The 22,108-nt window shown below is 41.1% G+C and carries 17 protein-coding genes, 1 tRNA gene and 1 pseudogene; 4 read left to right on the forward strand and 15 right to left on the reverse strand.

Going from position 1 to position 22,108, the window contains the following annotated elements; translation table 11 throughout:
- Positions 1 to 43: 43 nt before the first annotated feature.
- The 4 genes from I6F10_RS00090 to I6F10_RS00105 all read right to left on the reverse strand — a co-directional run bounded on the left by I6F10_RS00090 (position 44) and on the right by I6F10_RS00105 (position 3,519).
- Positions 44 to 364, reverse strand: coding sequence for a GNAT family N-acetyltransferase (locus I6F10_RS00090; protein ID WP_197098101.1), 321 nt, complete (start codon positions 362 to 364; stop codon positions 44 to 46).
- Between the two features lie 212 nt (positions 365 to 576).
- Positions 577 to 1,584 (reverse strand): zinc-dependent alcohol dehydrogenase family protein, encoded by a 1,008-nt coding sequence (locus I6F10_RS00095; protein WP_197098102.1) that lies wholly within the window; start codon positions 1,582 to 1,584, stop codon positions 577 to 579.
- Between the two features lie 94 nt (positions 1,585 to 1,678).
- Positions 1,679 to 2,686 (reverse strand): zinc-dependent alcohol dehydrogenase family protein, encoded by a 1,008-nt coding sequence (locus I6F10_RS00100; RefSeq protein ID WP_197098104.1) that lies wholly within the window; start codon positions 2,684 to 2,686, stop codon positions 1,679 to 1,681.
- Between the two features lie 74 nt (positions 2,687 to 2,760).
- Positions 2,761 to 3,519 (reverse strand): SDR family oxidoreductase, encoded by a 759-nt coding sequence (locus tag I6F10_RS00105; RefSeq protein WP_197098106.1) that lies wholly within the window; start codon positions 3,517 to 3,519, stop codon positions 2,761 to 2,763.
- A gap of 159 nt (positions 3,520 to 3,678) precedes the next feature.
- Between I6F10_RS00105 and I6F10_RS00110 the strand changes: the two genes are divergently transcribed.
- Positions 3,679 to 4,572, forward strand: coding sequence for a LysR family transcriptional regulator (locus tag I6F10_RS00110; RefSeq protein ID WP_197098108.1), 894 nt, complete (start codon positions 3,679 to 3,681; stop codon positions 4,570 to 4,572).
- 183 nt (positions 4,573 to 4,755) lie between these two features.
- A pseudogene (locus I6F10_RS00115) lies at positions 4,756 to 5,100 on the forward strand (tyrosine-type recombinase/integrase); the annotation flags it as partial.
- Positions 5,101 to 5,527: 427 nt separating this feature from the next.
- On the opposite strand, the gene I6F10_RS00120 reads toward I6F10_RS00115, so the two are convergent.
- The 3 genes from I6F10_RS00120 to I6F10_RS00130 all read right to left on the reverse strand — a co-directional run bounded on the left by I6F10_RS00120 (position 5,528) and on the right by I6F10_RS00130 (position 8,452).
- Positions 5,528 to 6,742 (reverse strand): type II toxin-antitoxin system HipA family toxin, encoded by a 1,215-nt coding sequence (locus I6F10_RS00120; RefSeq protein ID WP_197098110.1) that lies wholly within the window; start codon positions 6,740 to 6,742, stop codon positions 5,528 to 5,530.
- Positions 6,735 to 7,055, reverse strand: a complete 321-nt coding sequence (locus I6F10_RS00125; protein ID WP_024606417.1) for a helix-turn-helix domain-containing protein — start codon at positions 7,053 to 7,055, stop codon at positions 6,735 to 6,737. Before I6F10_RS00125 ends, I6F10_RS00120 begins: the two co-directional genes overlap by 8 nt.
- 1,151 nt (positions 7,056 to 8,206) lie before the next feature.
- Positions 8,207 to 8,452, reverse strand: coding sequence for an HlyD family secretion protein (locus I6F10_RS00130; protein WP_442960854.1), 246 nt, complete (start codon positions 8,450 to 8,452; stop codon positions 8,207 to 8,209).
- Between the two features lie 192 nt (positions 8,453 to 8,644).
- Between I6F10_RS00130 and I6F10_RS00135 the strand changes: the two genes are divergently transcribed.
- Entirely contained in the window at positions 8,645 to 11,311 is a 2,667-nt protein-coding gene (locus I6F10_RS00135; protein WP_024596082.1) for an ATP-binding protein, read from the forward strand.
- A gap of 73 nt (positions 11,312 to 11,384) precedes the next feature.
- Here the strand turns inward: I6F10_RS00135 and rimI are convergent, their stop codons facing one another.
- From rimI to guaB, 5 genes are all read right to left on the reverse strand, one after another.
- The gene (rimI, locus tag I6F10_RS00140) at positions 11,385 to 11,852 is read right to left on the reverse strand and encodes a ribosomal protein S18-alanine N-acetyltransferase (RefSeq protein WP_002958780.1); all 468 of its coding nucleotides are present in this window, start codon (positions 11,850 to 11,852) and stop codon (positions 11,385 to 11,387) included.
- Positions 11,839 to 12,144 carry a hypothetical protein gene (locus I6F10_RS00145; RefSeq protein WP_197098114.1) on the reverse strand — a complete coding sequence of 102 codons (306 nt, stop codon included), beginning with the start codon at positions 12,142 to 12,144 and terminating at the stop codon, positions 11,839 to 11,841. The genes rimI and I6F10_RS00145 overlap by 14 nt, the downstream gene beginning before the upstream one ends.
- A gap of 64 nt (positions 12,145 to 12,208) precedes the next feature.
- A tRNA-Trp gene (locus I6F10_RS00150) sits at positions 12,209 to 12,285 on the reverse strand.
- A 155-nt stretch (positions 12,286 to 12,440) separates the two neighbouring features.
- Positions 12,441 to 14,018, reverse strand: coding sequence for a glutamine-hydrolyzing GMP synthase (guaA, locus tag I6F10_RS00155; protein ID WP_002958782.1), 1,578 nt, complete (start codon positions 14,016 to 14,018; stop codon positions 12,441 to 12,443).
- Positions 14,019 to 14,120: 102 nt separating this feature from the next.
- On the reverse strand, positions 14,121 to 15,590 hold the full coding sequence (gene guaB, locus I6F10_RS00160; RefSeq protein ID WP_002958783.1) for an IMP dehydrogenase: 1,470 nt from the start codon (positions 15,588 to 15,590) through the stop codon (positions 14,121 to 14,123).
- A gap of 401 nt (positions 15,591 to 15,991) precedes the next feature.
- On the opposite strand from guaB, the gene xseA reads away from it, so the two are divergent.
- Entirely contained in the window at positions 15,992 to 17,323 is a 1,332-nt protein-coding gene (gene xseA, locus I6F10_RS00165) for an exodeoxyribonuclease VII large subunit (RefSeq protein ID WP_197098116.1), read from the forward strand.
- On the opposite strand, the gene I6F10_RS00170 is transcribed toward xseA, so the two are convergent.
- The 3 genes from I6F10_RS00170 to I6F10_RS00180 form a co-directional block, all read right to left on the reverse strand.
- On the reverse strand, positions 17,320 to 17,997 hold the full coding sequence (locus tag I6F10_RS00170; protein WP_197098118.1) for a hypothetical protein: 678 nt from the start codon (positions 17,995 to 17,997) through the stop codon (positions 17,320 to 17,322). The two genes, xseA and I6F10_RS00170, sit on opposite strands and share 4 nt — an antisense overlap.
- 35 nt (positions 17,998 to 18,032) lie before the next feature.
- A complete protein-coding gene (gene cysE, locus I6F10_RS00175; RefSeq protein ID WP_002958786.1) occupies positions 18,033 to 18,851 on the reverse strand; it encodes a serine O-acetyltransferase in 819 nt (272 codons plus the stop codon).
- A 207-nt stretch (positions 18,852 to 19,058) separates the two neighbouring features.
- Positions 19,059 to 21,941: a M16 family metallopeptidase gene (locus I6F10_RS00180; protein WP_197098120.1), complete on the reverse strand. Its 2,883-nt coding sequence runs from the start codon at positions 21,939 to 21,941 to the stop codon at positions 19,059 to 19,061.
- Positions 21,942 to 22,108 lie beyond the last annotated feature (167 nt).

Raw genomic sequence — 22,108 nt, forward strand, 5'->3', positions numbered from 1 at the left:
TTTATAGGCACCTGGTGAAGCGTTACTCCAAAACTTCTATACCCTATTGTGAGCCTAGTTTCTCTTCCACCAATGCAAAGCCCTGACTTTCGTAAAGATATCGAGCTGCATTAAGCCCTGAAAAAGTCCATAAGTTGATTTGGACGAAACCCTGAGCATCGGCAAAAGCTAATGCAGAATTGAGAAGCTGTTTACCTAGTCCGAAACCTCTTAAAGAGTCGTCCACAATGAACCATCGTAAATGTGCTCGATTATGCCCAAGTTCTTCACCATCAATGGCAGCAGAAGCTGGAATTTTATCGTCCCGTTTGATCGTCCAAATCTCATTGCATGGGTTATCTAGCCTTCCAATAAATTCCGCCATGCTACTCGCCACTGAACATGCAAATTCCCGACCAAAATCAGCCACTGTCGCGTAATAATGGGCATGCATCTCCGTAACACGTGCAATCAAAATGAATGTCCCTAATCTGATCGTAAGATTCTGATTTAGTTCATTCGATTTCCGCAACAAAGCTCACGCTAATTATTATCAGGCACTGACTGAGTCGAGAGACCAGCGGAAGCTACGAACTGTTAATCAAGTTCGACCACTATTTTACCAATCTGCTGATTTGACTCCAGATAATGATGCGCTGCTACTATCTCTTCAAATTTAAAGCTTCGATCAATGACAGGCTTGAGTGTTCCCTTGGATAAACCCGAGTGGATAAATTGCTTTGCTCTGCGAAAACGCTCGATGTCTTTTATAACTTCAGTAAACACATATCCCCTAACTGTCAGACTTTTACGAAGTGCTATTTTTAAGGGAAAAGGAGTTGTTTCGGGACTTAATGCTCCGTGTACTATTATTGTTCCTTCAGGGCTCATTGCTTCAGCAATTTCAGCTATCTGCGGCCCACCGACAGCATCAAATGCGATTTTTAAATTGTTTTCTCCCAAGATGCTTATCAAGCTATCCAGCAGCGGTTCTTCTTGGGTTGCAATCACATGGGCCGCGCCAGCCTTGAGCACAGCAGCCTTTTTAGCTCCTGTTTGAGTTGTAGCGATAGGGATACCCCCTAGAGCATTCACAATTTGAATCGCAGCCAATCCAACACTGCTCGATGCGGCGGTTATCAGTACTGCATCGCCTTTTTGCACGTTAGCAATTTCGACCAAAGCGCCATAAGCTGTCAGGTACTGCATCCAAGCTGCAGCACCTTCAGCAAAGGTTAGCCCTGCTGGTTTGAGTGCCACATATTCACTTGGTACGACAATCTCTTCTGCGTAGCAGCCGTTCTGAGAAAGCCCCATCTGAGGGACAATACAAACCTCGTCCCCAAGGCGTAAATGATTTACCTCTTCCCCGACTTCAATGACTATCCCGGATGCTTCATAGCCGATTCGCGAAGGGAAGTCAGCCTTTTCTATATAGCTGCCTCGCCTAAACATGGCATCAGCACGATTGAGCCCAACAACTTTGACCGCAATGCGTACATCAGTAGCCTGCAAACTTGGACTCGCCAGCGAGTCAATAGTTAATACCTCGGGGCCACCTAGTTCATGGAAACGAACAGTTCGAATTAGTTTTCTTGGGCTCATATGCATCCTCAACAATGACTTTTTAAGTAATTACAACAATGACTTTTTAAGTAATTACAACAATGACTTTTTAAGTAATTACAACAATGACTTTTTAAGCAATTACATCAATAACTACTTTACCCATGGACCCCAACTCTACAGCATTATGTGCATCCATTGCCGTGTCAAGGGAGAAGCGTAACGGATCGAGTATTGGCTTAATTTGTCCAGCTTCAACTAGAGCCGTAATTTGCCGCAGAATGTCACCATGATGTTTGCGCCCCTCTCCGCTGAGCTGTGGGTGTAACACAAAAATCGCTGACAATGTTGCAGAGCGTAATGACGACGGTGCCAGGTTATGTGAGCTGAATGCAGCACAACTTAAAATATGTCCATAATGTGCAATGATACCTAATGAGGCATCGAGTACAGAGCCACCGACAGTGTCGTAAATGATATCGAATCCTTTGCCTTGGGTGTATGCGTCCACGTAGTCAGCAGGGCTTACAGTGTGATAATCAATCGGCGTGGCACCAAGCGCCTTGACCAGTTCTTGTTTTCCAGTCGATGCAGTGGCATAAACGTCGGCACCTAAGGCCTTAGCAATTTGCACAGCTACATGCCCAACTCCGCCAGCTCCACCTTGGATAAGGACTTTCTGGCCCGCTTTAACATTCGCCTTGTCAACCAAACCTTCCCAAGCGGTAAGTGTAACCAGAGGTAAAGCCGCAGCTTCACGCATGGACAAATTTTTCGGTTTGAGAGCAAGTAACTCAGCATCTACGTTGGCATATTCAGCCAATGAGCCTTGCAATCCTCGCACTCCGCCAGTCAGACCATAAACTGCATCGCCTACTGCAAAGTCGGTGACGCCGTCGCCGATAGCAACAATTTCTCCAGCTAAATCGGTGCCAAGTACTGCGGGTAATTCCGGCATGGCATAAGGAGCGATACCTTGGCGGATCTTGTAATCAATAGGATTGACTCCACTTGCAAATATTTTTACTTGCACCTGACCTGCTGATGGAGAGGGTAAGTTAATCAGGGCATCCCGGAATACTGTACCCTCTTCGTAGCTATCTAATACCAAAGCACACATTTGTCTGTTTAACGCTGTCATCAATAACCTCACAAACTGAATATTCAGCGGGTGGTTAAATCACCCGCTGGTTAATAGGTCTTTTATTAAACGAATTAAAACTCTTGAACAGTTGGGCGCAGAACAATCTCGTTGATATCCACATCCGCAGGCTGCTCAATTGCGTATGCGATAGCACGAGCAACAGATTCAGATGGAATTTCATTTTGCTGATAAAAATCTTTTACAAAGGCTGCACCCTGAGTATCTGAACTTCCATGTTTTAAATCAGATTCGATTGCACCTGGTGAAATGATTGTTGAACGAATTTTACCCCCAACTTCATGGCGTAAGCCTTCGGCAATAGCGCGAACAGCGAATTTCGTTCCGCTATAAACCGTGCCGCCGGGACTGAATACTTTGATACCCGCTACGGAAGAAATATTGATAAAGTGGCCTGTTCCCTGAGCCTGAAAGATCGGAAGCGCTGCGGCTACTCCATACAGCAGACCTTTAACGTTGATGTCAATCATGCGATCCCATTCGTCAACTCGAGTCTCAGCTAACGGTGCAATAGCCATTAACCCTGCATTATTAATAACCACATCAACTTTACCGAAGCGCTCCTGTGCAAGATTTACAAGGGCCTTGACTTCGTCCTGGCAAGTCACATCTGTCGCTTGAACCGCAACTTTTCCGCCTGCTGAGCGAATGTCAGCAGCAATAGCTTCAAGCTTCTCGATACGGCGGGCACCTAACACTACTGACGCACCAAGACTGGCCAGATATCTTGCTGTTGTTTCGCCTAAACCGCTGCTACCACCGGTGATAACAACGACTTTACTGCTGATGTTGTTTGCTAAAACACTGCTCATAGTTAATATCCTCAAATCAGTTGAATGAATGACTCTGTCTAAATATCAAACAAATTATTACTTACCTTCAGAAATTAATAAATGGAAAAGTTTTAATTTCACAATTCCTAAAAATGGAATAGTATTAATGTATTCATATCAAAACTGAATGTGACTGTGATGCTTAACAGATTAGAAATGCTCCGGATATTTTGTACTGCTGCTGAGTCTAGCAGCTTTAAAGAAGCGGCTAACCGTCTGGGAATTTCTCCTCAGGCAGTGACACGAGCAGTGAAGGAGTTAGAGCGATTGCAAGGGGAGCTTTTATTTCATCGAAATACTCGACACATACAAGTGACCCTAGTTGGAGAAAAATTTGCTGTGATAGCAAAAGAACGCCTGCGCGCTGTAGATGAATTGTTTCAAACAAGCGCCCCTAACTCGGGTAATGAATTACAAGGGCGGGTTCGTATCGCAGCGCCTGTTGGTTTTGGTCATAAATGCTTAATGCCAGTATTACTGGAACTCTCAACAATACATCCTCAACTGGATATAGACCTGACACTTAGTGACGAACGCGTTGATGTAGTTGACGAAAAAATAGATATTGGGATTCGTATCGGCTTCATGAGAGATAGTCGATTTATTGCCCGCCAGCTCACCAAAATTAATATGTATGTCGTGGCTTCGCCTGAGTTAATAAATAGAGTGGGAAAGCCTGCGTCTATTGAAGATCTAAACCACTTGCCGGCTACAGGGTTAGTAGATCGCAATACGGGAAAGCTTTGGCCATGGATTTTTTCCATGGACAGACAGTGGACCCCATCCATAACACGTTTTCGAAGTGCCGACACCGAAGCTGAATTAATGGCTATACAAAATGGACTGGGGTTTGCTCAAATTCCTGACTTTTTGGTCCAAGACTTATTACGCCAAGAGAAACTTGTGAGAGTGTTAGAAGAAGTCGAGCCTGTGCCTTGGGAGTTATATATTTATCGCCCTCAACGTGGTCCAGTACCACAACGTATTCGATTGGTTTTTGATCACTTGGTGTCAAGATTGAGTGGCCGCTAATGGCACATAAGTAATATTCATAAAGTGCGAATACTACATTAGCTCACTTTACTGCAAAAACCGTAACCAATGTCTTCATTGAGTCACCAGGAATCATAACAAAGTGCATTTTGCTACTAGCATGCTGCCATGTTCTGAATCGTCGGAACAGGATTCACATCAAATGCGCCTGCCAAGCCCTGAACTTACTTGTTTTTCGCGAACGGACAAGAAGAGCTTGCCACAAATGGCTTTGATACCACTATTCCTAACAATGTGAAAATCTGGGCTCGCAGGTCGCTTGGTATTGAGATGGAACACTGGTCTATGCATGACCTTCGCAGAACGATGCGAACGCGAATGTTAGCCATCACGACGCAAGAAGTTGCCGAGTTGATGATTGGCCACAGCAAAAAAGGGTTGGATGCTATCTACAACCAATATCAGTACCTGGATGAAATGCGTCATGCTTACGACGTTTGGTATCAACAACTAGAAACCATCATCGAGCCGACAGGCTTTCCATTCAACTGGCGTTTCGGACAATAAAATAAAAGAAAGAGGCTCAATCCTCTTTCTTCTCATACTCTTCTAGGTCTTCAATGTGCCACAGCTTGTTTCGTGTATTTCGGTTGATACGAGGTTGCGGCAAGCTGCCATCTTTTATTCTTCGCCAGAGCGTTGTATAGCTAATGTGGTAACGAGCCATCACTTCGTAAGATGTTAGAAAAGGGGTTACCTGGTGCGCTACTGCTGTCATCTGCATTCTCCTGAAAATCAATGTAAAGCTATCATCGCCTGATTCATCACTTGTTGATGGTCAGAAAGATGCATGATTTGTTCAGAAGATCAGCCTTATCAAGACACCGGTATCATTGTGCAGTTTACCAAATTTCCAGTTTACGGCGAAAAGCGCCGTAAAATCGCATTAAGTTAAACCATCTTTATCGATATGCACGCTCTAGCTACTAGGAGTTCAGCGTAGCGGTATACTTCGTAAGTGCATTTCGATGGCTTCAATCACTGACTTAGTGAGGGGTAAATGCGCTTTTTCTTTCGCCCATACCTCATGGAAGCCTGCTACAGTTTGCTTTGCAGTATCTAACACCAATTTTTCTGGCAACATGGCTTTAGCCGCTAAGTGTGATAGCTCATCCAGCGTGAAATCGCTGAATCTCTTGCTACGGCTCACCTTAAGCGATGCACTATCATCTGGGATATAGGGAATGGTTGAAACGAAGTCATAAGCAGGCGCAATAGACGCTGTGCGCTTATCTTTGTAGATCACAGACCAATTCTTCAAATGCATATCAGCATTACCAATTAGAGTATTGAACACCAATCGGCGAGTAAATTCAGCAATGTCTTCGTCTTGCCCTTCAATACCGATAACATGAGCAATATTGCGCATACTGGCTTTTTTGTATTTATCTTGAGGATAAACACCAAACACTTGCGCAAAGTCTTCAATGTGAACAGCTTGACCATCTGCACGGTCAAAACGCTTAATCACAAACGCACTGTCACCAAATTTGCCAATGCCATTGGGGATATTAGCAATCCGATTAATAGGGAGTAGCTGCGTTTCTGGCACGTCCATTCCCAACATTCGAGCCAGTTCCATCATCGAATATTCATTTTCTGGCACAGCTTCAAACCGAGACGACGGTAATTTTACAATCCAAGAGCCACCTTGACCGGTTGCTGGGATCGTCAAACCGCCATTTGCCTGCTGCACAGCTGAAAACTTCAACTGCACTCCCGCTAATGAAAAACGCATTGGCCCATCTGTTTTCGTCTCATCTTCTATGTCTTGATGCACATTAGGTGGTAAGGCTTCACCATCTGCTGGCTCAACCGTGATTGCGCCTGCCAAATCCTGTCCCAGTACCCACAATAAAAAAAACTCCCGCGCTGAATTAACACCGGCACGCTCTGCTAGGTAATTTCGCATGGTTTCTTCTGGCAAAAGGTTAGAGAAAAACGGGGTTAACTTAGTTTGGGTCGGTTTGAAGCTAGTCAGCAAGCCTCCTAGCGAATCTTTAAATCCAAGTCCTAATACAGGACGCGATTCGTCATGAATGTACGAATCCATAAAGGCAAAAAGCGTTCTGTCATTGCCCACGTTGGTGATCGTTGCAATGGGTTCACCGTAAAGCAAAACGTTGAGCGTAGAGACATGGTTAGTCATCGTCGCCTTCCTCTAACTGATATGCGGGCGACATTGGCTCACTCTCATCGCTGATGCCGTTAATACCTTGGCCACTTTGAATGATCGACTTGATGGCAGGTACAGATTTTTTAGGCGCAACAAATAGCTCTAGGTCAAGTACACGGGCAAGAGCTATCAAACTGGATATTCTTAAATCAACACCGCCAGACTCGATTTTCGAAATATGGCTTTGCGGCACACCCGAACGCGCGCTCAGCTCTCTTTGACTAAAACCTTTACGTACCCGAGCTTCTCGAAGGCCTTCTAGTATCTGCTCTGTTACATAGCTCATTTCGATACACCTTAATACATCACTGAAGAAATATTATATACCAAACTATATCATACCAACTCAAAAAGCACAAAGTTGATTAGCTATTGCATATCAACAGCCATGAACTGATACACAATTACATATAATTAAGGCAAAGATTTTTATCATCAACAAAAGAGCGATACTCCAGCTGATAATCGCGAACAAGCGCATCAAATCCCCTAAGTACTTTTGTCGCTCAGCTCATATACAACAAGGTCTACAGAAGAAATCGCGTCAAATAACCGAAGGATAAGTGCAACAAAAAGGAAGTTTGTACACAGTTACAGGAAATTTTGTACACACAGGCCGAAAAACAAGTGCAAAATGATGGTGTAAACAGCAACTAAATTTGAAGGTAAGTCTGATATCTCAATTAGAAATAACCGTATTGGTTCGCTTCAAGCATCTTCAAAAACAAACACTAGAGCAAAAATTACACCAACAATAAATCCCTTAATTAAATTTTGTAATTTGGCACAGAAGAAAACATTTACCAAAAAAAGAGACTCTTTTTAACGGTAGTACTTTTTACGTCAAACCCAGTAACGACAAGGCCTACAGCCAGGTTTGTATCATGGAATTTTCGCCAAAGACCTCTAAAACGGAATTTGTACTCAAGTTTGTACACACTTTCCGAGGTTACGCTTGAACATCATTGAAAAGCAAAGAAACGAGAAAAAGACAAAAAGCCTTTAAATTCAGTACGTAGAGATGTGATTGTGGTGTGCAATGAAAGGTGGTTTTATGCGTTGAAAGGCTGGGCGGCATCAGGATGCGAGATGATAGCAAAGGTCCTTCGCTTGCTGATTTCATTGATAATAGTCTGGTCTGCCATTGATAAATTCTTTTAGTTTATATGCGGGGTTGAATGCATTTTAATAAGCGTCTGCGAGTAAACCCGTTATGTTGATCGTAATTAACTACTATTCTCGCTGATTTTCACGTTGCAAACAGCTGATAATAAAGCGTCAATAGTTGATTTTTTAATAATGGCAATTGTAACAGGAGTCGGTATAAAAGTGTGCTATCTACTTAAAAATATCTTAGCTTTAAAATAAATGTGTACAGCAAGCGATATTTAAACGACTTACAATTTAGTCGTAGATCGTTTAAAGAAAAATGAGTAGTTACTTAACAACATCAATAGTAGGTACAACCGACATTCCAACACGTAGTTGACTAAGTAAAGGCTGCTTAGCATCTAAACTAATCTTTACCGGTAGGCGCTGCGCTATTTTAGTAAAGTTGCCTGTTGCATTATGTGCACCAATAGTGGAGTAACTTGCTGGACTTAGACTGTCAACGTGTCCTTTTAATGTCACGCCTGGCAATGCATCAACTTTAGTTATTGACTTTAAAAGATGTAAAACTATGTAAGTTTTTAAACACTGAATTGATATTATTCAGTGTGATTTGTTAAATTTAAATAACTTAAACATAAAAAAAAGAGCTAAAGATCATGCAACTAATGATTGTAATTTAGCCACCAAGACCGCTATAAGCTTGTGTAATCAGGTCGTAACGCATATTATTGGCAGATTGCATGGAGGATAAGTCGTTTGGTCATGAAAACCAGTAAGTTAAGTATAAGATTATTATGGTATATAACACCTCTTGTTATTCTGCCACTGCTATTTTTAGGTGGCTTTACGCTCACCAATGTCACTAATTCAACACAAAAACAAGCTGATTTAATAATGAGCCGTTTTGTTGAGCAACAACAGCAAAAAATATTCAACTATATCGACTCTTTTCACTCTACTGCAAAACTACTTTCAAATTCGCCAGTACTTAGTGACTTTTTAGCAAACGATATTAGTGCCAACGGTAATTACACCCGAAAACTTGGCGCGCTTATGGATGTATTTGCCAGTTACAGCGAAGCTTATCCAGATATAATTAGCATTAATTTAGTTTCAGCAAGTGGGAAAAGTGATGCCTACTACTCTAATAACCTAACAACAGCGCCTAAAAGCTATCCATTTTTTAATCGAGTATTGCAAAGTAATTTAAGTACACAGCAATTTATGATTCAAAAGGACGATGGCACCACGAGCTTATATTTCATTCAACGAATTGACAGCGTTGATTACTACTTGAAACGTCCACAGCAGCTTGGTTTTATTGTAATACATATAGAGCCTTCAATACTCAACTCCAGTATTTTAGAAGCGCCATATAACAACACACTTAATTTAATGTTGACCAAAGACGGGAAAATTTTATTTAGCTCCGACTACAACATGCGCGGCCAATACATAAGCGAATATGAACTTAACCAAGTACACGATCTTGCCGATATAGGCATGCTTTCTACCATTGAACTCTCAAGCATAGATAAAATAGAGCGTATGATTTTTGCCGTACAAATGCCCGGTGGATATTATTACGTTTCAACCATTCCCAAAGGTGTGCTTTATCAATCTGGTAAAGCCATAAGCTTAATAACAGGCTTAATTGTTATTATTTCGATAATCACCCTGCCAATATTAATTTTTATAGTGGTACGTAATTTATTACTTAACCCAATTGAATTATTAGGTGCTGCAAGCCACCGTGTTGGTGATGGCGATTTGTCGGTGCACTTACCAGCTCATACAAATGACGAAGTGGGTGTTTTGTTTAACGACTTTAACCACATGGTTAATCAAATTAGACACTACCAGCAGCAGCTTGAAGAATATAAACACCACCTTGAAGATAAAGTAGAAAGTCGTACTAAAGCACTTGAAGCCATGAACAGCCAACTAGAGCTTGCAATTGGCCAAGCCGAGCAAGCTAATCAGCTTAAAAGTCGTTTTTTAGCTAATATGAGTCACGAAATACGAACGCCACTTACGGCTATTATGGGCTTTACAGAGCAATTACTCCACAACGACAAAGTAGCCAACGACAAACAACATCTAAGCACTATTTTACGTAATTCAAAACACTTACTAGAATTAATAAATAATATACTCGACTTATCTAAAATTGAAGCTGAAAAGCTAGCTGTCGATTTGTCTGCGTTAAACGTAGTGCAGCTTGTGCATGACATTGAATCAATTATTCAACCACTGGCACAAGAAAAACAATTAACCCTTAATATTGATTACCAACTGCCGCTACCTCGCACCATTTATAGTGATGTGACCCGCTTAAAACAAATACTTATAAATATTGCAAATAACGCTGTTAAATTTACCGAAAATGGCAGTGTGTCTATTTGCGTGCATTATTTACAAGCAAGTCAAAAGCTAGAATTTGTAATTAAAGATACCGGCATTGGTATGTCTGAGCATCAAATAGAGCGTGTGTTTAAACCGTTTGAGCAAGCCGATGCCACAACCACACGTCGTTTTGGTGGTACAGGCCTTGGGTTGTGTATTTCTAAAAATTTAGCACTGTTACTTGGTGGCGATGTAACGCTTGAAAGTGAAGTTGGCGTTGGTAGCCGCTTTACAATTAGGGTGTCGTGTCAGTTATCTGATGATCAACCAATGCTTGAGTTTTTAACGCAAGAAAGCCAGTTAATACCAGAGAAAGACCCTCTCTTATCGTTTGCGACCAATAACTTTGAGGCTAATATTTTAGTCGCTGAGGATAACCCTGATAACCAACTATTAATTAAATTATTACTGCAAACTTGGGGCCTTGAACCCGATATTGCTAGTAATGGCGCACAAGCTGTAGAAATGGCACTCGTTAATGACTACCAGCTTATTATAATGGATATGCAAATGCCTGTAATGGGCGGATTAGAAGCGACTAAAATGCTTCGTCATGCAGCATACGATGGCCCCATTATTGCCCTTACTGCTAATGTTATGAACCACGATATAGGTACTTACCTAGAAGCTGGTTGCAACAAAGCACTCGCTAAACCTATTGATAAAGATGCTCTGGAAAATGTACTCGTAAGCTACCTACATCTTGAAAAGGATAATCAAAATAAGTGGGACAGCTTATTAAAAAGCGAAAAGTTTCAGCAAATTACTGATAACTATTTAGCCAACTTACCTACTTATTTAGAAGAAGTTAAAACTCTGCAACATTGTAATGACTGGGAAGCATTAAGAAGTATAGCGCACAGTATTAAAGGTAGTTCTGGGTGCTTTAATTTTGATGAAATTTATCACAGCGCTGCGGCACTTGAAGAAAATTTAAAAAGTAACAATAAAGTGCCAAGAGACGAGCTAGTAAATAAATTAATAGCAGCCATTGAGCAAGCAATTAGTGGCAAAGTAACCTAAAAGAAAACTTACAAAATAGTACAAGTTCGGTGTGTTAGTGCTCTATGCTTAAAACGCTAACCACCGACTTTAATTATGAAAAGTTTAAACCTAATGCCATGCCCATTAAAATAGCGTCTTCAAAGCCATTTTTGGCCGGATTATCACTTGGATAGTAGTTTTTTCGCACTGACATCTCTGTAAAGCCAGCGTTCTCGTATAGCGCAATAGCCCGCGTATTAGATTCACGTACTTCTAAAAAGAGGTTTTCAGCATTTTGCTGTTCACCATATTCAATAAACTGGGCTAACAACTGCCTTGCAATACCCTTACCCTGGTGGCTTGGTGTTACACAAATATCCATAAGCGTAAAATCAGGCCCTGCTTTTTCACCAATATAAAAACCAATCATGCTCACCTCATCAAATGCGGCAACATTAAAATAGCGCCCGCCTATACACGAACTCATTGTATTTAAAGTCCACGGATGGCTATGACATGCTGTTTCGATAGCCATTAATTGAGGTATTGCAGTTTCATCTACTGATTTAAAGTTTATCAAGGTGTTCACTCATTAAAGCCCATAAAGCACGCTTCTCAGAGGCGTTGAGCTGTGGGGTTGGCAATGTAAGCTGATTGTTGTTTAATTGCATCTCACTACCCTGTACAACGCTATTTATAATAATAGCCCCTGCACTGAGCTTAATGTCTGCAAATAGTTGCTCATTTATCGTTAAAGAACTAGCTGTCGTGCTTTGCGATAAAGTATCTGCTTGGTCATTTGTTTGAGAACAATAATGCTGATTGAGTTCAAGATTTTCTATATCAAAAATAGCTGCGTAACGTGGATGCATAACAACTCAGTAGATTAGACATTTGAACAATATAAGAAGTAATAAAAACGATGTAAAGAAGAAATGGCAGGGGCGGAGAGATTCGAACTCCCAACCATCGGTTTTGGAGACCGCTGTTCTACCAATTGGAACTACGCCCCTGCAATGACGACGAATTATAGAGAAGTTTCGCCAAAGGTAAAGAGAAAAATCACTCTTTTAGTTCAACTGCTTTTTAAATAAACAAAACGGCGAATTAGCATGCTAATTCGCCGTTTTTTAATCACTTAAAATTAGTTAATTAAAACTAAAATTAATTATTCCCATTCGATAGTTGCAGGTGGTTTACCTGAAATATCGTAAACTACACGAGAAATACCATCTATTTCGTTAATGATACGGTTTGAAACCACACCTAAAAACTCATATGGTAAATGTGACCAGCGTGCTGTCATAAAGTCGATTGTTTCTACACAACGAAGTGATACAACCCAATCGTACTTACGTGCATCGCCCATAACCCCTACCGATTTAACTGGTAAGAATACAGTAAACGCTTGGCTTACTTTATGATAAAGCTCAGCTTTGTGTAGCTCTTCGATGAAAATCGCATCTGCGCGGCGTAGTAAATCACAGTACTCTTTTTTGATTTCGCCAAGTACACGTACACCTAAACCTGGTCCAGGGAAAGGATGACGGTAAAGCATGTCGTACGGTAAACCTAGCTCTAGACCAATTTTACGTACTTCATCTTTGAATAATTCACGCAATGGCTCAACAAGGCCCATTTTCATGTCATCTGGTAATCCGCCCACATTGTGGTGAGATTTAATAACATGCGCTTTACCTGTGGCAGATGCCGCAGATTCAATGACGTCAGGATAAATTGTACCTTGTGCTAACCATTTCGCATTTTTAAGCTTTTTGGCTTGCTCATCAAATACATTAATAAACGTGTGACCAATGGCTTTACGTTTATCTTCTGGGTCTGACTTACCAGCTAAATCATTTAAAAACTGCTCTTCAGCTTCAACTTTTACAATGTTTAAGCCAAATTTATTACCAAACATGTCCATCACTTGCTGACCTTCGTTTAAACGAAGTAAACCATTATCAACAAATACACATGTTAGCTTTGCGCCAATTGCACGGTGAATAAGCATAGCCACAACTGATGAATCAACACCACCAGAGAGACCTAAAATAACTTCGTCATCACCTACAGTTTCTTTAATACGCTCAATAGCATCATCAATGATTTTTGCAGGAGTCCATAATTTTTCACAGCCACAAATATCAATAGCGAAACGCTCAAGCAAACGTAACCCTTGATGAGTATGCGTTACTTCTGGGTGAAATTGTACGCCGTAAAAACGCTTTTCTTCGTTAGACATTGCAGCATGTGGACAAGTAGATGTTTTAGCTGTTGTTGTAAAATCAGCTGGAATGTCCATTACTTTATCGCCATGACTCATCCATACGTCAAGTATGCCGTTGCCGCCATCAGTAATATGGTCTTCAATTGCATCAAATAATGCACAGCTGCCTACTTTTTCAACTTGTGCGTAGCCAAACTCTTTTTTATCAGAGCTGTGTACACTTCCACCAAGTTGAGCTGCCATTGTTTGCATACCGTAGCAAATACCTAGCACAGGCACGCCTGCATTAAATACATACTCAGGAGCGCGCGGGCTGTTTTCAAGTGTTGTTGATTCTGGACCACCAGAAAGAATAATACCTTGTGGGTTGAACTCGCGGATTTGCTCTTCAGTCACATCCCATGCCCAAAGTTCACAGTAAACACCAATTTCACGCACACGACGGGCGATTAATTGAGTGTATTGTGAACCAAAGTCTAAAATGAGAATTCGTGAATCGTGAATATCTTTGCTCATGGAGTATCTCGTAAAGTCTGATGCTAAATGCCGTTTGTTAATGTAAACGACTAAAAAGAGGGCTTGCAAAGCAAGCCCAGTATATTAAATTAATTACGCTGCTTAACCTAAGCGGTAATTTGGTGCTTCTTTAGTGATTTGCACATCATGAACATGCGACTCACCCATACCTGCTGAAGTAACACGTACAAATTGTGGTTTTGTATTTAGCTCTTCAATTGTTGCACAACCCGTTAAGCCCATAGCACTACGTAAGCCACCTACTTGCTGATGAATAATCGTTGCAATAGGACCTTTGTAAGCTACGCGACCTTCAATACCTTCAGGTACTAACTTGTCTGCTTCGTTTGATTTTTGGAAGTAACGATCTGATGAACCTTCTTTTTGATCCATCGCGCCCAATGAGCCCATACCACGGTAAGATTTGTAATAACGGCCTTGGTACAATTCAACTTCACCTGGTGCTTCTTCTGTACCAGCAAGAAGAGAGCCCACCATTACACACGATGCACCAGCAACAAGTGCTTTAACAATATCACCAGAAAAACGAATGCCACCATCAGCAATAACAGGAATGTCGCGACCTTTTAAGCCTTCAACAGCATCTGAAATAGCGGTAATTTGTGGAACGCCACAACCGGTAACAATACGTGTAGTACAGATAGAACCAGGGCCGATACCTACTTTAACTGCATCCGCTCCGGCATCAGCTAGTGCAATCGCACCTTCAGCTGTTGCAATGTTACCTGCAATAATTTGTAAGTCTGGGTACTCTTTGCGAGTTTTAGTAACACGGTCAATAACGCCTTGAGAGTGACCATGCGATGTATCGATAAGTAAAACATCAATACCCGCTTCTACTAATGCAGCAATGCGCTCATCAGTACCTGCGCCAACACTTACAGCAGCACCTACACGTAAACGACCTTGGTCATCTTTACATGCGTCAGGTTTGTCTTGGGCTTTTTGGTAATCTTTTACTGTGATCATGCCTTTGAGTTTAAATTCATCATCAACAACAAGGATTTTTTCAATGCGGTGTTCGTGCATTAAGCCTAAAATTTCTTCGCGTGCTGCGCCCTCTTTAACGGTAACAAGCTTTTCTTTTTTAGTCATAACGGTAGAAACAGGCTGTTCAAGCTTAGTTTCAAAACGCATATCACGACTAGTAACAATGCCTACAAGCACATTATTGCTGTCGGTAACCGGAAAGCCTGAAAAACCTTTTTCGTGCGAAAGCTCAATTGCATCTGCAATTGTTAAATCGGCAGTAACCGTTACAGGGTATGAAACAATACCTGCTTCGTAGGTTTTAACTTTACGTACGTTTTTCGCTTGTTCTTCAATAGTCATGTTTTTATGAATAAAACCAAGACCACCTTCTTGCGCAAGGGCAATAGCTAAACGAGCTTCTGTAACAGTATCCATAGATGCTGAAATAAGCGGCAAGTTAAGTTTGATACCACGCGTTAAGCGAGTTGAAATATTTGCCGTGTGTGGCAAAACAGTAGAATGACCAGGTACTAAAAGTACGTCATCAAAGGTAAGAGCTTCTTTAGCGATTCTAAGCATTTTGGCAACTTCTCACATGTGGATCTAAGATAAGGAATTGCGGCCAAATTTTAACAGCGTTGTTGGCATGAGTAAATAATATTTCGCAAATATTTATGATAATATAGGGTCTATTAGACTTTCAAGGTTAAATTTGCAGCAGTTTGTTAGGTATTTAGGCAAGGCAGAGCCTATGCAGTGTGGTTATTCCCCATAAATAGGCGATAACGTAGCATCAATTCCAAACAAGCGCTGCCCAAAGGGTTCAGCCTAGGGGCGATTAACTCTTTGTTACTCGGTTTTTACTTAGCCCACTAGGTTACAAACCTCGCGCCGCGATTAAATCGCCCCTAGTTTGAACAAATTTTAATCTACAAAGGTCAATAGACCCTTGCTTTATAAATAGTTTTAGGTTGTTTTTTATGTTTTCGAAGCCTTCGCAGACGGTTTACACCGTGTCGCGCCTTAATAGAGAAATTCGCACAATCCTTGAGCAAGGTTTTGCATCTTTAGTGCTCACGGGCGAAATTTCTAACTTTATTACCCCTGCATCCGGCCATTGGTACTTTTCGTTAAAAGACGATAAAGCACAAATTAAAGCCGCTATGTGGCGTGGGAATAATCGCAACCAAAGCTATCGCCCTGCAAATGGCGCGCAAGTTACAGTAAAAGCGCGTGTATCACTTTATGAACCTCGCGGTGACTACCAGCTTATTGTTGAGCATATGGAACCGGCCGGCGAAGGTCAGCTAAAACAAGAATTCGATGCACTTAAAATGCGTTTGGCCGCCGAAGGATTATTTAGCTCTGCGTATAAAAAACCACTTCCGCAAAACATTAATCGTATTGGTGTTATTACCTCTGCAACCGGCGCTGCTATAAAAGATATTTTAACGGTACTTAAACGCCGTGCGCCGCAGCTAGAGGTAATCATTTACCCTGCTATGGTACAAGGCAAAGAAGCACACCTACATTTAATTAATCAAATTGAATTAGCTAATGTTCGTGATGAAGTAGACGTACTTATTTTAGGACGAGGCGGCGGATCACTTGAAGATTTATGGTGCTTTAATCACGAACAGCTCGCACGGGCTATTTTTGAAAGTGAATTACCTATAGTAAGTGCAGTAGGCCATGAAATAGATACAACCATTAGCGATTACGTTGCTGATGTTCGTGCAGCCACTCCATCAGCCGCAGCTGAGCTTGTAAGCCCAAATACGCAAGAGTTACACAACAAAGTAACGCAATTGGTTAATCGTTTATCTAACGCGTTTAAGCACGGTATTGCCGATAAACGCGCATTAGCAACACAGTTACAACACCGCCTTAATTTGTGTCATCCGCGTAATCAGCTTAGTCAAAAATCACAACGTTTGGATGAGCTAAGCATTGCGCTGCAACAAGCTATGCGCAATCGTTTATATCAACAAGAACGCACACTCAATAACTTAACGCCGCGTTTGATGCGCCAATCACCTGATAAAAAACTCGCTTCAGCAAGCCATCAACTCTCGCAATTACAAGCTAGGCTAAACCAAGCTATACAGCATCAGTTACAACAAGCGAATAATAGCTTAGCACTGCAAGCAAGCAGGTTAGACTCGGTAAGTCCGCTTAATGTTTTAGCGCGCGGTTATAGCATCACTAAAACACAGCAAGGAAAAGTAGTTAAATCTGTGGGGCAAATTAAAACAGGCGATGTTTTAGTTACAGAGTTAGTCGATGGCTCTATAGAATCACAAATTATTTAAAGCTCTGTACTTAGCAACATTTTAAGTTCGCTATCGCTCGATGTGGAGGTAGTGCTTTTAAATTGTTGCCAAAACTCTTGTTCCATCAACTTATCGTTTAGCTCTCGCCATTGAGCATTACCAAATGTGTCGTTATCAGTGGGGGCGGCAAGTTCAAATTCACATACTGTTTTTTTACATTTTGCACTAACAACGTCAGGAATAATTGATAAATCAGCTGTTAATAAAAAATCTTGTAATGCCATTTCAGTACGATAAGCCCATTCTTCGTCGCGCGTTTGATTTTCAAATTTATCACGTAAAATCTGCTCAAAATCTGAAGGGCTTCTCATTTTCTTTAAAACACTTTTGAGCGCCGCTTTCTGTTCGGCGAGTTGCTGCTTAAGCTGAGTTACTTGCTCTTCTAAAGGTAGTTCATCAAGCATTTGGGTTTCTGAATTGGTTGTAGGCGAGACTTCAGCGGGCTCTATACTAGCGACTTGCTCAGGTGCTGAACCTGTATTACTCAATACCTCATTACTTTGTTGTTCAGTATGAAGCTTTTTCTGTTTTTCATAACTTGGCTGCGACTTAACAGATTCCGGATAACTTGAAGCTGCATTAAAGTAGCTCCAAGTTAAACCTACACCCGCAATAAACCCAATCCCTAGAGCCAATAAACTATTCTTGTTCATGTTAATTCCTTTTAAGTTTTATTATTTTTAGTTACTTATAACATTGCACTCGTGTGCGATTCGTTTTCAGGCTCAGGATTTGCTAAAAAGTTTTGGTTCATACTTTGCGCCGGACACTCACAATCCGGTCGACCAATAATTTTAGCGGGTACGCCAACAGCGGTTGTGTGTGGTGGAACATTGCTAAGCACAACTGAGCCCGCACCAATTCGTGCGCCCTCACCTACTTCAATATTACCCAGTACTTTAGCGCCGGCGCCAATTAATACGCCTGCTCTAATTTTAGGATGACGATCGCCCTGCTCATTACCTGTACCGCCAAGCGTTACAGATTGCAAAATTGATACGTTATCTTCAATTACCGCTGTTTCACCAATAACAATACCGGTTGCGTGGTCAAACATAATGCCTTTACCCACTTTACATGCTGGGTGAATATCGACCCCAAACACTTCAGAATTACGGCTTTGAATAAAGCGCGCTAGCTCTTTGCGATTTTGTTGCCACAAACAATTAGCCAAACGGTGCGCCTGAATAGCATGAAAACCTTTTAGATTTAATATAACCGTAAGATAGGTTTCTGATGCCGGATCGCGGTCTTTTACCGCTTTAATATCCTCAGCAACAAAAGATAGCATACGGTCACATTTTACAAATGCTTGGTCAAACAGCTCTCGGATAGTGAATGCAGATACCACCGCATCAGCCAACTTATTAGCAACAATAAAGCTCAATGCCGAACCTAAACAATCATGATTTAAAACACATGAATAAACATGACTTGCTAATAATGGTTCACGTTTTACTACATCGTTAGCTTCGTCGCGAAGCTGTTGCCAAATTGCATGACGCATAATACTGCACTGCCTTAAGTTGATATAAAATAGCCTTTTCCCAAGTCTAACGGATTTAACCACTAAGGTGTTAATCCCTTAGTTATTTGTTCTGGTTATTAGGTATAACTGTTTATTAAGTTTCATTATTAAATAATAAAAATGCCCCAGAGCTTTAAGCACTGGGGCATTTTTTATACATTTAAAGATAGTTTAAAAACACTTAAATTATTGAAATACTTTATCGACTTTCATCACTTTAATATTTTTTGCAGGAATTGCTAATTTGTAATCAGCAATTACTTTATCCTCAGCAACCAACTCAGCAGGTTTATTAGTGTTGTAAACCATTGGTGAGGTTTGCTGCGATGCTAAACGTTTTTGCATATCAGCGCCGTCACCAGTAATAAATACATAGTGAACATTGTCTGTTTGTAAGTTTTCTTTAATAACGCGATTAACATCAGCAAGCGTTAGCGTTTTAAGTTTATTAGTTACGTAACTTACAAAGTTATCAGTGTTGTAAAATTCGCTATCAAGCGCGTAACCTAATTGGCGATTTTGACTTGCAACCATTTGCGGCACAAAGTTAATTAAAAAGTTACGCGTAGCTTCAAAATCACCTTCGCTCATACCATTTTTAATGAGCTTATCTAGCTCAAACAAGGCGGTACGTGTTGCAAAGTGCGCATCGTTATTAGAGCGAAGTGGGCGTAACCACACTTGAAATATTTGCTCTGAGCGCCCTAGGTTTGCATCTGGCTTGGTTTGAAACATACCACGTGGAAAGTATTCAATGTATGCGTAATCGCCATAGTTCATGCCGCGAGTTTCACGAATGCGCTCATATAAAAAGCTGTTAGAACTACGGTGCTCACCAAAGTACGAACGCACAAGCCAAAGGGCTGTCCAGTCTTCACTGCTTCTAATTGTATCAATAGGAAAACCAAACGATACAGCAGTCGATTGCGCCGATTTTTCTACAATCGTTGCATGATGACCTTTAAGCACTGGCGCATCAGGAATACTTAAACGGCTTTGCTCACCTTTTGGTAGCGTTGCAAAATCGCTCATCATTTTAGCTTTAAGGTTTGCAGGCACAGCCCCAATTAAGCCAACCGTGAGTTTAGATTGCGTAAGCTCGCTGTTATAAAACGCTTTAACATCATTTAGCGTCAACGCTTCTAAATCCGAAATATCACCGTAGTTGTAACTTTCGTAAGGGTGATTTTTGTAAAGTGCACTGTATAGCACTTCTTTGCCTAGCTCTTCATCGTTAGATGCTTTTAAGCCTGATTTAATACCATCGATCATTTCTTTTTTAAGGCGTTTAAAGTCATCGTCTCTAAAGCCTGGGTTTAATAATTGATCGCTCACAAGTGAATACCACTGCGCTGCATTGTCTTTATGAATACGCCCTTGGAACGACAGCATTTCTTTATCTATTTGATAACCAAAGCTACCTGCAAGCGGATAAAGTGCTTTTTGAATATCTTTATAGCTTGTTGCCTCTGAGCCACCTTGTGCAAGCATTGCAGCAGTGAGCGCTGCAACACCTTTTTTACCTTGAGGGTCGGCAGCCGCGCCGGTATTGAATAAAAAGTTAACATCGATTAATGGCGAGCTATTGGTTTTATCAAGTACTTTAAATACAGGTGCCGCAGGTGCTTGTTCAAGCTTTGCAGTAAGCGCATTTAAATCAACTTCTTGCTCAAAACCTGGGGCTTTATCAAGTGCCGACATTGTTAATGTGGTACGTGCGTTATCAGTAAAGTATTTATTAGCAACGGCTTTAATATCTGCGCTGGTGATGTTATCTGCCGATTTATACAGCTGGTTTATAACCTCAGGATCGCGCTCAAAATGCATGTAGCTGGCAAGGGTTGATGCAATCGCTTGCGACGAATCTAAGCCATTTATAAAGCTATATTTAAGGTTCGATTTTAAATCACTGAGCTTTTGCTCATCAACAAGCTCAGTGCGTGCTTTTGCATAAGTTCGGTTAATGGCATCGCGCGCAGTCGCTAAATCGTCTGCGTTTTCTACTTTAACAAATACGTGTAATAAACCCGGATCTTTAGTCTCTGGGTTATAGGTAAACATTTGGCTGGCAATTTGTTTGTCGACCACTAGCTCTTGATATAAATCTGAATTATTTGAAAAATAAAGCTGTGAGATTAAATCTAGTGCCGCTCTGTCTTTTTTAGCAGGCTCCCACGCAGCGCCTTTGTACGATACGAGTAACCAATGCCCTGGTAGCGCTTCATCTTGCTGGTGCAAATATTTTGGTGCTTGTTGAACAGGTTCTGCTTTAATGTCAGCAACATAGTTACCCTTTTCCCAGCTGCCCCAATGCTTTTTAACCATTGCCATTGTTGCTTGAGGGTCAACATCGCCCACGATGACAAGTGACACATACTCAGGCTTATAAAACTTAGCAAAAAACTCTTTCCCGTACGCCATTTGATCTGGCATGGCTTCTATGTCTTTAAAAAAGCCCATAGTGGTGTGTTTATACGTGTGCTTATCAAACGCTTCTTCGCGTACAGCGCTTAATAATTTACGAATTGGGCTCGCGTTGTTTTTTAAGTACTCACCTTTTACCGTTTGTGCTTCGGTTCTAAATTGCTCTTCGGTGTAGGTTAAGTTTTGAAAAATATCAGCTTCAAGCTCAAGTACTTTATCAAGATGCTGTTTTGAAAAGTTTAAATGGTAGTTTGTGTAATCGTTTGTTGTATAAGCGCGGTTATCAACACCTGAATTTTTTAATATGTCTGAGTACACATCTTCAGGGTATTTTTGTGAGCCTTTAAACATCATGTGTTCAAAAAAGTGAGCAAAGCCTGTTTTGCCCTCTTCAACTTCGTTACGCGATCCAACCGATACCGGAATTTGCAGCGACACTACATCAGGGTAATCGGTTTTAACAACCATGACACGTAAGCCGTTTTCTAGCTCTTCAATTAAATAATCTTGCGAGAAAACACGATCATCAGCTTTATTTACTTGTTCTTGTTGTGCTGTTGTTTGCGTGCTTTGGTTTTGTTGCATGGCGCAACCTGTTAACGCCAGCGATACCGCTAAGCTGGTTGCTAATAATTTAAATTTCATTGTTGTCCCTTTTTAAATTGAGCAAATTTGTTGTCAGATTTAACTCTTTAATTATGCCCCAAAGCCAATAATTATAAGAGCCCCAAGGGAATTTATTATGTAAACAACTGTGTCAATTATAAATTATGGGAACAAGTACTATGAATAAACATCATGTTAGTTGAAAA

This window comes from Pseudoalteromonas sp. SWYJZ98 (genome assembly GCF_015864495.1).
GTDB lineage: Bacteria > Pseudomonadota > Gammaproteobacteria > Enterobacterales > Alteromonadaceae > Pseudoalteromonas > Pseudoalteromonas distincta.

Coding starts and splice junctions, on each gene's coding strand:
- guaA (WP_002958782.1), bottom strand. CDS start 14,018: ATGAGCAAAGATATTCACGATTCACGAATTCTCATTTTAGACTTTGGT.
- I6F10_RS00105 (WP_197098106.1), bottom strand. CDS start 3,519: ATGAGCAGTGTTTTAGCAAACAACATCAGCAGTAAAGTCGTTGTTATC.
- I6F10_RS00110 (WP_197098108.1), top strand. CDS start 3,679: ATGCTTAACAGATTAGAAATGCTCCGGATATTTTGTACTGCTGCTGAG.
- I6F10_RS00090 (WP_197098101.1), bottom strand. CDS start 364: ATGGCGGAATTTATTGGAAGGCTAGATAACCCATGCAATGAGATTTGG.
- cysE (WP_002958786.1), bottom strand. CDS start 18,851: ATGCGTCATGCAATTTGGCAACAGCTTCGCGACGAAGCTAACGATGTA.
- I6F10_RS00180 (WP_197098120.1), bottom strand. CDS start 21,941: ATGAAATTTAAATTATTAGCAACCAGCTTAGCGGTATCGCTGGCGTTA.
- guaB (WP_002958783.1), bottom strand. CDS start 15,590: ATGCTTAGAATCGCTAAAGAAGCTCTTACCTTTGATGACGTACTTTTA.
- I6F10_RS00120 (WP_197098110.1), bottom strand. CDS start 6,742: ATGACTAACCATGTCTCTACGCTCAACGTTTTGCTTTACGGTGAACCC.
- I6F10_RS00125 (WP_024606417.1), bottom strand. CDS start 7,055: ATGAGCTATGTAACAGAGCAGATACTAGAAGGCCTTCGAGAAGCTCGG.
- xseA (WP_197098116.1), top strand. CDS start 15,992: ATGTTTTCGAAGCCTTCGCAGACGGTTTACACCGTGTCGCGCCTTAAT.
- I6F10_RS00135 (WP_024596082.1), top strand. CDS start 8,645: ATGAAAACCAGTAAGTTAAGTATAAGATTATTATGGTATATAACACCT.
- I6F10_RS00095 (WP_197098102.1), bottom strand. CDS start 1,584: ATGAGCCCAAGAAAACTAATTCGAACTGTTCGTTTCCATGAACTAGGT.
- I6F10_RS00145 (WP_197098114.1), bottom strand. CDS start 12,144: ATGCATCCACGTTACGCAGCTATTTTTGATATAGAAAATCTTGAACTC.
- I6F10_RS00100 (WP_197098104.1), bottom strand. CDS start 2,686: ATGACAGCGTTAAACAGACAAATGTGTGCTTTGGTATTAGATAGCTAC.
- I6F10_RS00170 (WP_197098118.1), bottom strand. CDS start 17,997: ATGAACAAGAATAGTTTATTGGCTCTAGGGATTGGGTTTATTGCGGGT.